11 protein-coding genes are annotated in these 13,713 nt (G+C 72.1%); 2 read left to right on the plus strand and 9 right to left on the minus strand.

Annotation, left to right across the window (positions count from 1 at the left end; genetic code table 11):
• On the minus strand, positions 1 to 555 hold the full coding sequence (locus tag ACZ3ZD_RS03605) for a peroxiredoxin (RefSeq protein ID WP_467393010.1): 555 nt from the start codon (positions 553 to 555) through the stop codon (positions 1 to 3).
• Positions 556 to 693: 138 nt separating this feature from the next.
• Between ACZ3ZD_RS03605 and ACZ3ZD_RS03610 the strand changes: the two genes are divergently transcribed.
• Complete coding sequence (locus ACZ3ZD_RS03610) at positions 694 to 1,641, plus strand: LysR substrate-binding domain-containing protein (RefSeq protein ID WP_467393312.1); 948 nt, start codon at positions 694 to 696, stop codon at positions 1,639 to 1,641.
• A gap of 23 nt (positions 1,642 to 1,664) precedes the next feature.
• On the opposite strand, the gene ACZ3ZD_RS03615 is transcribed toward ACZ3ZD_RS03610, so the two are convergent.
• The 5 genes from ACZ3ZD_RS03615 to ACZ3ZD_RS03635 all read right to left on the minus strand — a co-directional run bounded on the left by ACZ3ZD_RS03615 (position 1,665) and on the right by ACZ3ZD_RS03635 (position 6,446).
• Complete coding sequence (locus ACZ3ZD_RS03615) at positions 1,665 to 4,004, minus strand: ABC transporter permease (protein WP_467393012.1); 2,340 nt, start codon at positions 4,002 to 4,004, stop codon at positions 1,665 to 1,667.
• A complete protein-coding gene (locus ACZ3ZD_RS03620; RefSeq protein WP_467393014.1) occupies positions 4,001 to 4,690 on the minus strand; it encodes an ABC transporter ATP-binding protein in 690 nt (229 codons plus the stop codon). The genes ACZ3ZD_RS03615 and ACZ3ZD_RS03620 overlap by 4 nt, the downstream gene beginning before the upstream one ends.
• Positions 4,687 to 5,211, minus strand: a complete 525-nt coding sequence (locus ACZ3ZD_RS03625; protein ID WP_467393016.1) for a PadR family transcriptional regulator — start codon at positions 5,209 to 5,211, stop codon at positions 4,687 to 4,689. Before ACZ3ZD_RS03625 ends, ACZ3ZD_RS03620 begins: the two co-directional genes overlap by 4 nt.
• Positions 5,212 to 5,304: 93 nt before the next feature.
• Positions 5,305 to 5,538 (minus strand): type II toxin-antitoxin system antitoxin, encoded by a 234-nt coding sequence (locus ACZ3ZD_RS03630; RefSeq protein ID WP_030346062.1) that lies wholly within the window; start codon positions 5,536 to 5,538, stop codon positions 5,305 to 5,307.
• Positions 5,535 to 6,446 (minus strand): SPFH domain-containing protein, encoded by a 912-nt coding sequence (locus ACZ3ZD_RS03635; RefSeq protein WP_467393018.1) that lies wholly within the window; start codon positions 6,444 to 6,446, stop codon positions 5,535 to 5,537. Before ACZ3ZD_RS03635 ends, ACZ3ZD_RS03630 begins: the two co-directional genes overlap by 4 nt.
• Before the next feature lie 237 nt (positions 6,447 to 6,683).
• Between ACZ3ZD_RS03635 and ACZ3ZD_RS03640 the strand changes: the two genes are divergently transcribed.
• Positions 6,684 to 9,011, plus strand: coding sequence for a transglycosylase domain-containing protein (locus ACZ3ZD_RS03640; RefSeq protein WP_467393020.1), 2,328 nt, complete (start codon positions 6,684 to 6,686; stop codon positions 9,009 to 9,011).
• Between the two features lie 94 nt (positions 9,012 to 9,105).
• Here ACZ3ZD_RS03640 and ACZ3ZD_RS03645 read toward each other — a convergent pair whose 3' ends face one another.
• From ACZ3ZD_RS03645 to ACZ3ZD_RS03655, 3 genes are all read right to left on the minus strand, one after another.
• Entirely contained in the window at positions 9,106 to 11,211 is a 2,106-nt protein-coding gene (locus ACZ3ZD_RS03645) for a SpoIIE family protein phosphatase (RefSeq protein WP_467393022.1), read from the minus strand.
• A gap of 259 nt (positions 11,212 to 11,470) precedes the next feature.
• Positions 11,471 to 12,160, minus strand: a complete 690-nt coding sequence (gene fomD, locus ACZ3ZD_RS03650; RefSeq protein WP_467393024.1) for a cytidylyl-2-hydroxypropylphosphonate hydrolase — start codon at positions 12,158 to 12,160, stop codon at positions 11,471 to 11,473.
• Between the two features lie 83 nt (positions 12,161 to 12,243).
• On the minus strand, positions 12,244 to 13,629 hold the full coding sequence (locus tag ACZ3ZD_RS03655; RefSeq protein ID WP_467393026.1) for a class II fumarate hydratase: 1,386 nt from the start codon (positions 13,627 to 13,629) through the stop codon (positions 12,244 to 12,246).
• Positions 13,630 to 13,713 lie beyond the last annotated feature (84 nt).

Here is a 13,713-nt window from a genome sequence, read left to right on the forward strand (position 1 = left end):
TCACTCACCAGCCAGCAGCGCGACCGGGTCGAGGGTGTCCTCGCCCTTGGTCCAGTTGCAGGGGCACAGCTCGTCGGTCTGCAGGGCGTCCAGGACCCGCAGGACCTCCTTGGGGTTACGGCCCACGGAACCGGCGGTGACCATCGTGAACTGGATCTCGCGGTTCGGGTCGACGACGAACACGGCGCGCTGCGCGAAGCCGTCCTCGCCCTCGATGCCGAGCTCGCGCATCAGCTCGTGCTTGGAGTCGGCCATCATCGGGAACGGCAGGTCGGTCAGGTCCGGGTGGTCCTTGCGCCACGCGTGGTGGACGAACTCGGAGTCACCGGAGAAGCCGAGGATCTGGGCGTCGCGGTCGGCGAACTCGTCGTTCAGCTTCCCGAACGCGGCGATCTCGGTCGGGCAGACGAAGGTGAAGTCCTTCGGCCATGCGAACACGACCAGCCACTTGCCCTCGTAGGACTTGTGGTGGATCTGCTCGAACTCCTTGCCCTTCTCCAGCGAGACGCAGGCGGTCAGTTCGAACTCGGGGAACTTGTCACCGACAGTGAGCACAAACTCTCCTTGCAGCGAAGAAACTTCCCTTTTGGGGCGTTTCCCATGGGTTGGACGTTGACGATGTTGGCACAGGGTGCATTGATTAGGGAAATAGCTACACTCGGTCGTGTTGATCGGAGGGAGCTATCAGTGACGTTGGGTAACGGCAAGCGGCGGCAGCCGAGCCTGGCCCAGCTGCGGGCGTTCGCCGCCGTGGCCGAGCATCTGCACTTCCGGGACGCGGCCGCGGCCATCGGGATGAGCCAGCCCGCGCTGTCCGGCGCCGTCTCGGCCCTGGAGGAGACCCTGGGCGTGACCCTCCTCGAGCGTACGACGCGCAAGGTGCTGCTCTCGCCCGCGGGGGAGCGCCTCGCCGTACGCGCCAAGGCGGTGCTGGACGCGGTCGGCGCGCTGCTGGAGGAGGCCGAGGCGGTCCGGGCGCCGTTCACGGGCGTCCTGCGCCTCGGGGTGATCCCGACCGTGGCGCCGTACCTGCTGCCGGCCGTGCTGCGGCTCGTCCACGAGCGGTACCCGCACCTCGACCTCCAGGTGCACGAGGAGCAGACCGCCAGCCTGATCGACGGCCTGCACTCCGGCCGGCTCGACCTGCTGTTGCTGGCCGTGCCGCTCGGTGTGCCCGGGGTCGTCGAACTCCCGCTGTTCGACGAGGACTTCGTGCTCGTCACCCCGCTCGACCACTGGCTCGGCGGCCGGGAGGGCATCCCCCGCGAGGCGCTGAAGGAGCTGAACCTGCTGCTGCTGGACGAGGGGCACTGCCTGCGCGACCAGGCCCTGGACATCTGCCGGGAGGCCGGCCGCGCGGACGCGCCGGTCACCACCACGGCCGCCGGACTGTCCACGCTGGTCCAGCTGGTGGCCGGCGGCCTCGGCTGCACGCTGCTGCCGCGCACCGCGCTGAAACTGGAGACCGCCCGCAGCAGCCAGCTGCTCACCGGCTACTTCGCCGAGCCCGCCCCGACCCGCCGGGTCGCCTTCGCCATGCGCGCGGGCGCCGCCCGCTCCGCGGAGTACGAGGAGCTGGCGGCGGCCCTGAGGGATGCGCTGCGGGCGCTGCCGGTGCGCGTGGTGGAGGAGGGCGTGTGAGGACCCGTCCGGGCGGATGCGGCCTACTCCGTGCGCAGGCCCTCCGGGCGCATCAGCCGTACCAGCGGCGGAAGGCTCAGCAGGGTGACCGTGAGGACCACCGCCGCGCCGGCACCGGTCAGGGACAGCACGCTCGCCCAGTCGACGGTCACCGGGGTGGCCGTCATCTTCAGCAGCACCGTGCCGAGGGTCAGGCCCACCGTCGAGGCCAGCAGCAGCCCCAGCATGATCGGCAGTGCCGTCTGCCACAGCACTGACAGGCCCAGCGTGCGGCGCCGGGTGCCGAAGGCGACCAGCGACGACAGCAGCTTGCGCCGCTCGCGCAACTGCTCCAGCTGGGAGACCAGCAGGCTCGCCCCGATCAGCGCCAGCACGCAGACCGCGCCGAGGAACAGGCCGGTGCGCAGGGAGGTGTACCGGTCGGACCGCTCGGTGGCCGCCCAGGTCCAGGCGTAGGTGAGCGGGTCGATCCGGGCGGCCGTGGTGCGCACGCGGTCCTGGGCGTCCGGTACCGCGTCGTCCAGGCGCAGATAGACGTGGCCGTCGACCGTCGAGGCGGCACCGGCGGGCAGGGCGGAGGGGGTGACCAGCAGGCCGCTCGCGTCACCCTCCAGCGCGTCCTTGCGCGCGGTGGCCTTGCGCACCGTGGCCGGCAGCTTCCAGGCGATCTCCCTGCCGTGCGCCTCCCCCTGCGTCGGGTCGATCCACACCCGCGTGCCCGGCCGCATGAGGGACCGGATGCCGTCCTGGTAACCAGGGTCGGCGTACGGGTTGTCCAGGGCGAACACGTCGCCGTCGCGGCAGGACGGCAGGTGGGCGACCTCCCTGAGCGCCGCGCAGTCGCCGAGGGTGAAGGGTGCCTCACGGTCGGAGTCCCGGCGCGTGCCGCCGACCTGCCCGGTGGACAACGCCACGGACGTCCGTACCCCCCTCGTGCCGGCCAACTGCGCCTGCGCGCCGGCCAGTCCGGCGTGCCGGGGCAGGTCGACCTGCATCTCGGCCCGGCCCGGGTCCATGCCGGTCGCCTTGGTGTACTGGCTCGCCACGCCCGCGAACAGCATCTGCAGCGCGATCGCCCCGGCCACCGCCACCGCGATGCCGTTGACCATGCGGGCCGCCGTACCGCTGCTCAACTGGAGCCGTCGTACCGCCAGTTGCCAGGAGGGCGCGCCGGCGCCGAGCCGGGCGACGACCGCCTCCACGAGCCAGGGCAGCAGCGCGGTGACGCCGACCAGCAGGCACAGCACACCGCCCACGACCAGGTACTGGTTGAAGTCGCCGTGTTCGCGGCCGTTGCCGATCATCGGGTACAGCATCCCGAGCCCCGCCAGCGGCAGCAGCAGCCGCCACCACAGGCGCCGGCGGGCCGGCTTGGCCGTGCGCACCACACCGAGGGGCTCGATGACCACCCCGCGCATCGCGAGCAGCGTCACCAGCACGGCGGACGCCGGGACGGCGACCGCGACCAGCGCGACCAGGGCGGGGGAGGGGTCCAGATAGTTCGGGAAGAAGCTCTCGCCCAGCACTTCGACGGAGCCCGCCGCCTGACGCCCGATGAGGAAGAAGACCGCGCCGACGACCAGGCCGAGCAGTGCCCCGGCCAGCGCCTCGCCGGCCGCGATCCGGCGGGTCATCCGGCTGTCGGAGCCGACCAGCCGCAGCGCGGCCAGCCGGCGGTCGCGCCGCTCGCCGCCGAACCGCACGGCCGCGGCGATGAACACCGCGACCGGTGTCAGCAGGACCACGAACACGACGAGCGTCATCAGGACGAGCACCGGATCGGCCCGCTCCGGTATCGGGTGCGGGTCGCCGAACGCCTTCAGCCGGTCCACCCGGGTGCTGCCCGGGTGCGGTACCAGGCCCTTCGCCCCCGCGTAGTAGGCCAGTTCGTGCGAGCCGATCAGTCCGCTGTCACCGATGGTCCCGGTGATCCGGTACGGGAGCCGCTCGCGCAGCAGCTCCGCCCCGTCGGAGGAGAGCAGCTCCTTCAGCGCGGGCGAGACCACCATCTCGCCCGGCGCCGGCGAGCGGTCGACGCCGGGCGGCAGCGGCGCCTTCGCTCCCTCCGGTTCGAGCAGCCGGCCGCGGATGTCCTTGCCGTGCCACTGCGAGTCGGTGACCGCGAGCAGCACGGTGTCGTCGGCCTTGGGGGTGTCGTAGGCGGCGGAGTAGTCCTGGCGGGCGTTCTCCACCCGGTCCCTGGCCGTCAGGATGTTCGGCAGCGCCGTCGTCAGCAGCAGCAGCGCCACGCCGAGGCCGACGCCGACCGCCGTCAGCACCATCCGGAGCCAGCCCTCGCGGCCGCCGGTGAGGGCGAACCGGACGCCGAGGCCCAGGTCCCTGGCCCACTGCCGCGCGTTCATACGGCCCGCTCCATGTCCCGGGACCTGCCGTCGCGTACGACGATCTCCCGGTCGGAGTAGGCGGCCACCCGGGCCTCGTGCGTGACGAGGACGACGGCCGCGTTGGTGGAGCGGGCCGCGTCGGTCAGCAGCTCCATCACGCGCTCGCCGTTGAGGGAGTCGAGCGCGCCGGTCGGTTCGTCGGCGAAGATCACCCGGGGCTCGGTGACCAGCGCCCGCGCCACGGCGACGCGCTGGCCCTGGCCGCCGGAGACCTCTCCGGGCCGCTTGCCCCCGAGGTCGTCCACCTCCAGCCGCTCCATCCAGGTGAGTGCGGCCCGCTCGGCCTGCTTGCGGGGGCGGCCGTTCAGCCGCAGCGGCAGCGCCACGTTCTCCACGCAGGTCAGCTCGGGGACCAGCTGGCCGAACTGGAAGACGAAGCCGAACTCACTGCGGCGCAGCGCGCTGCGCTCGGTGTCGCTCATGCCGGCCAGTTCCCGGCCGGCGTAGACGATGGAGCCGGAGTCGGGCGGCACGATGCCGGCGAGGCAGTGCAGCAGCGTCGACTTGCCGGAGCCGGAGGGGCCCATCACGGCGACGACCTCGCCGGGGTGGATGGAGAAGTCGGCGCCGTCGAGAGCGACCGTCGGGCCGTAGGACTTGCGCAGGTCCTCGGCGGTGAGCAGGGAGCCGGGCGGAGGGGTCATGCGGTCACCGCCGCGCGGAGCTTGTCGAGGCGGGCGGCGGTCAGTTCCAGCCAGCGCAGGTCCGCCTCCAGGTGGAACAGGGCGTGGTCGCAGATCAGCTGGTCCGCGAGGTCGCCGTGGCGCTTGCGGTCGGTCAGGATGCGCATGCTGCGCAGGTGCTCGGAGCGCTGCGTGTCGAGGATGTCGGCCGCGTCGCGGTGGGTGAGGAGGGCCAGGACGACCTTGGTGTAGAGGGTCGACTGGAGGTACTCCTCGGGCTTCTCGGGGGTGCCGAGCCAGCGTTCGACGTCGGTGACGCCGGCGGCGGTGATCGCGTACCGCTTGCGCTCGGGGCCGCCGCCGGCCTCGATCCCGTCGACCTCCACGAGGCCGTGCTTCAGCAGCCGGGACATCGTGGAATAGACCTGGCCGTAGTGCAGCGGCCGGTCGTGACCGAACTTCTCGTCGAAGGCCCGCTTGAGGTCGTAACCGTGGCGCGGGCCGGACTCCAGGAGTCCCAGAAGGGTGTGACCGATGGACATGGCCCCACTCTACACACGGTGTATACGCGCGGTGTATACACGCCGTGCAGGGGTGGTGGCAGGGGGTGCGGCCCCGCAGGTGGGGGCCGATTGTCACGGTTCCGACACAGGCGGCCGGCCGCGCCGGGGCAGCGGGCCGGTGTCCTTCGGCAGCCGCCCCGCCTCCGCCAGCGCCTTGCGCAGCAGGAACTCGATCTGGGCGTTCGCCGACCGCAGCTCGTCCCCGGCCCACCGCGCCAGCGCCTCGTACACCGACGGGTCCAGCCGCAGCAGCACCTGCTTGCGCTGCTGCGGCCTGCGCCCCGGGGTTCCGGCGGGGTCGGTCACTGGTAGAGGGTCCCGGTGTTGAGGACCGGCTGCGGCGCCCGGTCCCCGCACAGCACCACCATCAGGTTCGACACCATCGCCGCCTTCCGCTCGTCGTCCAGTTCCACGATGTCCGCCTCCGCGATCCGGGCCAGCGCCGCCTCGACCATGCCCACGGCGCCGTCCACGATCTGCCGCCGGGCCGCGACGACCGCGCCCGCCTGCTGCCGCTGGAGCATCGCCGAGGCGATCTCGGGAGCGTACGCGAGGTGCGTGAAGCGCGACTCGACGATCTCCACCCCGGCCGCCTCCACCCGCACCTGCAGCTCGACGGCCAGCTTCTCGGTGATCTCCTCGGCGTTGCCGCGCAGCGACAGGCCGTCCTCGTCATGGGCGTCGTAGGGGTACTCGATCGCGATGTGCCGCACGGCCGTCTCGGTCTGGGTGGCGACGAACTCGGCGAAGTCGTCCACCTCGAAGGTGGCCTGCGCGGTGTCCTGCACCTTCCACACCACGACCGCGGCCAGCTCGATCGGGTTGCCGTAGGCGTCGTTGACCTTCAGGACGGCCGTCTCGTGGTTGCGCACCCGGGTGGAGATCCGGGTCCGCGACGTGAAGGGGTTCACCCAGCGCAGGCCGTCCTCCCGGATCGTGCCCCGGTAGCGCCCGAAGAGCTGGACAACCCGGGCCTCGCCCGGCGCGACCGTGTTCAGGCCGCGCAGCCCGACGAAGGACGCGAGCAGGACGAGCACGCCCGCGGCGATGAGCCCGCCCTGGGCGCCGGGGGAGTGCACCGCCCCGGAGGCCCCGAACAGCGCGATGGCGGCGCCGAGCCCGAGGAGGCCGAACAGCAGGGCGAGCCCGCCGCCGATGCTGTGGGCGGCGAACTCGCGCACGCGTGGGGTGGGCATCTCGGGTATGTCGGACATGGGTGTTCCCCCCGTTCTCGCGGCGCCCGGCCGCGAACGCCAGGCGCCTATCTCGGTTCTAGCTAAGTGTTATCACTTTAACGCCCCGAGCAACCCCGCACCAGTCACGGCCGTCGGTTCCGATGGGGCGGGTGCTGATTGTCACGTCCGTAAAAGAACGGATCGGACGCCCTTTGTCATATAGAGGGGTGTTAGCTTTCGGAGCTGACCCCGAGACGGAAGCGAGCGTAGGGACCCATGGGACGAGCGGAAGAGAGACGAGCGCGACAGCGCGGCGGCCACCGCGCGGCGCCCAGGCCCCGCCGCCCCCAGCCCACGGAGGCGGGCGCCCCCGCCCCGGCCGCGGCCGGCAAACCCGCCAAGAGCCTCATACGCAGGATCTTCGGCTGGAAGAAGATCCTCGGCGCCTTCTTCGGGATCTGCCTGCTGGGCATCCTCGGCTTCGTCGGCCTGTACCTGTACGTGGACGTCCCCCAGGGCAACGCCGCCGCCCAGCAGCAGAGCAACGTCTACAAGTTCGGTGACGGAACGATTCTGGCCCGCAACGGCAAGGTCAACCGCGAGATCGTCGACCTGTCCAAGGTGCCCCGCAAGGTCCAGCTGACCTTCGTGGCGGCGGAGAACAAGAGCTTCTACCACGACTCCGGCGTCGACCTGCGCGGCACCGCCCGCGGCCTGATCAACACGGCGCTCGGCCGCGGCAAGCAGGGCGGCTCCACGATCACCCAGCAGTACGTCAAGAACTACTACCTGAACCAGGACCAGACCGTCACGCGCAAGCTGAAGGAACTGGTCATCTCGCTCAAGGTCGACCGCGAGAAGTCCAAGGACGACATCCTCGCCGGCTACATCAACACCAGCTACTACGGCCGCAACGCCTACGGCATCCAGGCCGCCGCCCAGGCCTACTACCACGTCGACGCCCAGGACCTCACCGTCGCCCAGGGCGCCTACCTCGCCGCCCTGCTCCAGGCCCCCAGCCAGTACGACTGGACCTTCGCCACCAGCACCGGCAAGCGGCTGGTCAAGCAGCGCTGGAACTACGTCCTGGACAACATGGTCAAGGAGGGCTGGCTCCCCAAGGCCAAGCGGGACGCCCTGAGCTTCCCCTACCCCAAGGAGCCCAAGGGCGCCCCCGGCCTCGGCGGGCAGAAGGGCTACCTGGTCGAACTCGCCAACCAGCAGCTGGAACAGCAGCTCATGGCGCAGGAGGGCCTGACCCCGTCCCAGGCGGAGAACGCGGTCATCGACAAGGGCTGGACCATCACCCTCAACATCGACCGGAAGAAACAGGCCGCGCTGGAGCGGACCGTCAAGTCCCAGCTGACCTCCAAGCTGCACCCGAAGCAGCGCAAGGTCGACGGCGACATCCAGGCCGGCGCCGTCTCCGTCGACCCCAAGACGGGCAGGGTCGTCGCGCTCTACGGCGGCCAGGACTACTACAAGCACTACTACGACAACGCCACCCGCCGGGACTACCAGCCCGCCTCGACGTTCAAGCCGGTCATCCTCGCCGCCGCCCTGGAGCAGAACGCCACCACCCAGGACGGCAAGCCGATCACCGCGAACACCGTCTACGACGGCACCAGCCGCCGCCAGGTCCTGGACCACGGCACCCCGGTCGGCTTCGCCCCGCCGAACGAGGACGACGTCGACTACGACAAGATCACCGTGCAGCAGGCCATGAACAAGTCCGTGAACTCCGTCTTCGCCCAGATGGGCGTGGACGTGGGCATGGACAAGGTGATGAGCATGGCGGGCAAGCTCGGCATGAACACCAAGGGCATGCAGGCGGTGCCCGCCCAGACCCTCGGCTCGATGGGCGCCAGCCCCCTGGAGATGGCCGGGATCTACGCCACCTTCGCCAACCACGGCTACAAGGTGACCCCGACGATCATCAAGTCGGCGGAGAACAAGGGCCGATCGGTGGAGATGCCGAACCCGGTCGGCGGCTCCGTGCTCAGCCGTACCGCCGCCGACTCGGTCACCTCGGTGCTCACCGGCGTCGTCGACGACGGCACGGCCAGGATCTCCGTGGCGAACAACCCGCTGCGCGCCGGCCAGCAGGTCGCCGGCAAGACCGGCACCTCCGACGAGAACAAGTCGGCCTGGTTCACCGGCTACACCCCCGACCTCGTCACCTCCGTCGGCCTGTTCGGCGAGGACCCCAAGACCAAGGCCCACGTGTCCATGAAGGGCGCGACCGGCCTGCTCCCGCCGCCCGGCCGGATCAACGGCGGCGGCTACCCGGCGGAGATCTGGGCCGCGTACACCTTCGGCGTCACCGACAAGGCGGAGTTCGACCTGAACACCACGCAGGGCGCCGCCGTCGCCCCCGTCGAGACCCCGACGTACTCGCACACGCCCACCCAGACGCCGTCGCAGACGCCGACCAGCGAGCCGCCGACGTCGCAGTCGCCGTCCGAGACCCCGTCGCAGACGCCGTCCAGGACCCCGAGCCAGACGCCGACCACGCAGGCACCGCCGACCCAGACCCCGACGAGCCGGCCGCCGACGGCCGACATCACCCCGGAGAACCCGTTCGACCCGCAGAACGGCCAGTAGCCGGCCAGGAGGCACCGCACGGCACCGCACGGCGCCGGCACGGCATGCGTAGGGCGCCCGGTGGTCACACCGGGCGCCCTACGCATGCCGTGACTCAGCCGCGGTTCAGCTCGAACCACACCACCTTGCCGGTGCTCAGCCGGGTCGCGCCCCAGCGCCGGGCCAGCCGGTTGACCAGGAACAGACCGCGCCCGCCCTCGTCCGTGGCCCGTGCCTGCCGCAGCCGCGGCAGCTGCGGCACGTCGTCGCCGACCTCGCAGCGCAGCACGTCCGTGCGCAGCAGCCGGAGCGTCACCGGCCGCGACGCGTACCGCACGGCGTTCGTCACGACCTCGCTGACCAGCAGCTCCACCGAATCCGTCAGTTCCTGCAGGCCCCAGCGGTCGAGCGCCCGCCGGGCCAGCCGGCGCGCCTGGCCCGGCGCGGAGTCCTCGGGCTCCAGCGTCCAGTACGCCACATCGCTCGGCGCGATCCCGTCGAACCGGGCCGCGAGCAGCGCGATGTCGTCGTCCCGGTCACCCGGGCCGAGCATGTCCAGCACCTCGTCGCACAGCGCTTCCAGCGGCGGCGGATGATCGGGGCCGGTCAGCTGCGCGGTCGCGGCCAGCTTCTCCCGCAGCTGCTCTATGCCGGTCCACACGTCCCGCAGCCGGGACTCCACCAGACCGTCGGTGTACAGCAGCAGGGTGCCCCCGGCCGGCGCGTCCAGCTCCACCGCCTCGAAGTCGACCCCGCCGACACCGATCGGCGCGCCCGGCGGCACCCGCAGCACCTCGGCCCGGCCGCCCAGGTGCAGCAGCACGGGCGGCGGATGGCCGGCGTTGGCGATGGTGATGCGGTGCGTGACCGGGTCGTAGACGGCGTACAGGCAGGTCGCCATGCGGTCGGTGCCCAGGCGCTGCGCCTGCTCGTCCAGGTGGTGCAGCACCTCCTGCGGCGGCAGGTCGAGCCCGGCCAGCGTCTGCGCGGTCGTGCGCAGCTGGCCCATGATCGCCGCCGAGGTCATCGAGTGGCCCATCACGTCACCGACGACCAGCGCGACCCGGCTGCCGGGCAACGGGATCGCGTCGTACCAGTCGCCGCCCACCCGCGCCGTCTCGGCCGCCGGCAGATAGCGGGACGCCAGCCGGACCCCGGTCGGGCGGGGCAGGGTCTCGGGCAGCATGGTGCGCTGCAACTCGTCGGCGATGTACGCCTCCCGGCCGTACAGCACCGCCTTGTCGATGCCGAGCGCGCTGTGCGTGGCCAGCTGCGCCGCCACCAGCAGATCGTCCGCCTCGAAGGCGAGTCGGTCCGGGCGGCGCAGGAACAGGGCCGCGCCGATCACCCGGCGCCGGCCGCGCAGCGGCGCGAGGATGGCGTGCCGCCCGCCCGGTACGACCGCCTCACCGCCCTCGCCGAGCAGCTCCGGCAGCGCGGCCCGGGCCGCGGGCGCGTCCGCGAACACCGGCCGTACCCCGCGCAGCACCTCGTTCAGCGCACCGCCCGGACGCACCTCGCACAGCTCCGTGGTCAGCGACGACAGCCCCGCCAGCACCGACGGCTCCGGATCCGGGTCGAACGCCGGCGGCAGCAGCACCCCGTCGGTGTCCCGCTCCTGGGGTATCCGGTCGGTACGGCGCAGCCGCAGCACCACCGGGCCGCTGGGCCGCTCGTCGCCGACCGGCAGCGGCTCGCGCAGATAGACCAGGATCGCGTCGGAGAACGTCGGCACGGTGGCCCGGCACAGCCCCATCACGATCTCGTCCAGGTCGAGCCCGCGGGCGATGCGCCGGGTGGCCGCGCCGACGAACCGCAGCCGGTCCCCGTCCCGCCGCATGGGCATCGGCCGTCCCGGCGGCAGGCCCCGCCCGGAACGGCGCTCCTCACCGCCCGGCGCCCGCTCCTGCTCGGCGCCGGGCTGGGCCGGGATGGCCTCCGGCGCGGGGCGCGGGCGGTGCGCGCCGGGTTCGGTGGTGGCGGGCTGGGAGTGCTCGGGGCCGTTGACTGGGAGCTCCTTCCCCTTGCCGTCCGTTCTCTGGCCGCAGGACGCGGCTGTGCCCGGGCCGGAGGGTGGTCCGTCGGCCCGGGACTGGGCGGGTAAGGCCGGGTGGTCGAGCTGCTGTGCGGGCTGCTCCGGGGCACGCAGGAGGCCCCCGCGTCCCTCCGCGGGGTCGACGCCCGGCTGGGGGCGTTCGAAGGAGGTGGGCTGCTCCGTCACGCGTGTCGCATCCGTCCGTCCGGGGCTGTGCGCCGGGTGCGCCGGGCGCACAGTGAGTCCCGCCGAAATGCCGATACCCGCAATACGTGCCCAGGGAACGGATTTTCCGCCGGGCGGCCCCTCGTGGTGCCCTGGTACCCCTCGCTCACGTCCTGCCGCCCCTCGGTGACGATCGGTCAAGCCCGGCGCATGCCCCGGGAGTTACGCGCCCTTGCGGAGGACGATCCTACGTTTCTTGCCTGGGGGCGCATCAAGGGTCTCATGAGGACAGATGCGCGGGAGTGCGGTGCCAGTCCTCGGGGAGAGAAGGTACCGCCCAGGACGGGTCCGGCCGCCAGTGCTGCCAGCCGTCCGCGAACGGCGGCCCCCACGCGCGGATCCTCTCCACCGCCTCCCGTCCGGCCGCCCGCACCCGCCCGGCGGTCGCCGCGTCCATCAGCCCGTCCCGCTGGGCCTGCGCGAACTCGTCCTCGTCCCGCCAGTGCCAGGTGCGGTCCGGGTGCACCGAGATGTCCAGGAAGTGGTCCTCGGAGTCCACCCCGCCCGCCCAACGGGACAGCGGCCGCTCCAGGTTGACGTACCAGTTCTTGAACCGCCAGCCCGGCTCCCAGAACAGCCACACCGACCAGGGCCGGCCGGGCTCGGCCAGCTTCAGCACGCCCGTGCCGAACCAGCGGTCCCGCTGGACGGTACGCGGCTTGGTGTAGCGGGACTCCAGCGGCTCCAGGTGCACGGGCGTGCCGTCGGCCAGCACCGGTCTCACGCACTCGGTGCCGGGGGCGAGCCACACCGCCAGCAGCTCCGCGTCGTCCCGTACGACGGTGACGGGCCGGGCGATGTGGAAGTGCTCGCCGCCGTTCTCCCGGTAGCGCCACAGGATGTGCGTCCCCGGGGTCCAGTACGGCCCGGCTCCCGCCGTCACTCGTGTCACCGTCGCGTCGTCCGTCATGGACAGATATTAGGTGCCACGGGCATACGACGCTGCGGCGCGCGTCACCCCGCACGCGGCTGGCCGGAAAGCTCCGCTCGCGGTCAGGGGCGTGTCATCCGCAGGACGTCCAGCGCCGCGTCGAGCTGTTCCAGCGTCAGGTCGCCGCGCTCCACGTACCCGCCGTCCAGGACGACTTCGCGGATCGTCCTGCGCTCCGCGAGGGACTTCTTGGCGACCTTCGCGGCCTCCTCGTAGCCGATGTACTTGTTCAGCGGGGTCACCACGGACGGCGACGACTCGGCGTACTCGCGGGCGCGTTCGCGGTCGGCGGTGATGCCGTCGACCGTGCGGTCGGCCAGCAGCCGCGAGACGTTGGCGAGCAACCGGACCGACTCCAGGACGTTCTTGGCGATGACCGGGAGCATGACGTTCAGTTCGAAGTTGCCGGCGGCGCCCGCGGTGGTGATGGTGGCGTCGTTGCCGATCACCTGCGCGGCGACCATCAGCACCGCCTCCGGGACCACCGGGTTCACCTTGCCCGGCATGATCGAGGACCCGGGCTGGAGGTCGGGCAGCCGGATCTCGGCGAGGCCGGTGCGCGGACCGGAGGACATCCAGCGCAGATCGTTGGCGATCTTCGTCAGGCCGACCGCGATGGTCCGCAGCTGCCCGCTGGTCTCCACCACGCCGTCCCGGGCGCCCTGCGCCTCGAAGTGGTCCCGGGCCTCGGTGAGCGGCAGCCCGGTGACCCGGGCGACCTCCTCGATGACGGCGGCGGAGAACCCGGGCGGGGTGTTGATGCCGGTGCCGACCGCCGTGCCGCCCAGCGGCAGCTCGGCCAGGCGCGGCAGGGAGGCCTTCAGGCGCTCCACGCCGTACCGCACCTGGGCCGCGTACCCGCCGAACTCCTGGCCGAGGGTCACCGGGGTGGCGTCCATCAGGTGGGTGCGGCCCGACTTCACCACGTCGGCGAACTCCTCGGACTTGCGCTCCAGGGCGGCGGCGAGGTGCTCCAGGGCCGGGATCAGGTCGTGGGTGACGGCGGCGGTGGCCGCGATGTGGATCGAGGACGGGAAGACGTCGTTCGACGACTGCGAGGCGTTGACGTGGTCGTTGGGGTGCACGGGCCGGCCGAGCCGCTCGGTCGCGAGGGTGGCGACGACCTCGTTGGTGTTCATGTTGGACGAGGTGCCGGAGCCGGTCTGGAACACGTCGACCGGGAAGTGCTCGTCCCACTTCCCCTCGGCGACCTCGCCGGCCGCGTCCTGGATCGCCTCCGCCACGTCCTTGTCCAGCACCCCCAGCTCGGCGTTCACCTTCGCCGCGGCCGCCTTGATCCGCGCCAGCGCCTCGATGTGGGCCCGCTCGATGCGCTGCCCGGAGATGGGGAAGTTCTCCACGGCCCGCTGCGTCTGCGCCCGCCACTTGGCCTCCGCCGGGACGCATACCTCACCCATGGAGTCGTGCTCGATCCGGTATTCGCTCATACCCGTATAGCGATCGGGGGGCCGGTGATGTTCCGACCGTCCGGGGGACAGCGGCGGACCCCCCGGCGGCGCCGAGGGGTCCCT

It is taken from the genome of Streptomyces sp. NPDC023481 (assembly GCF_055560195.1).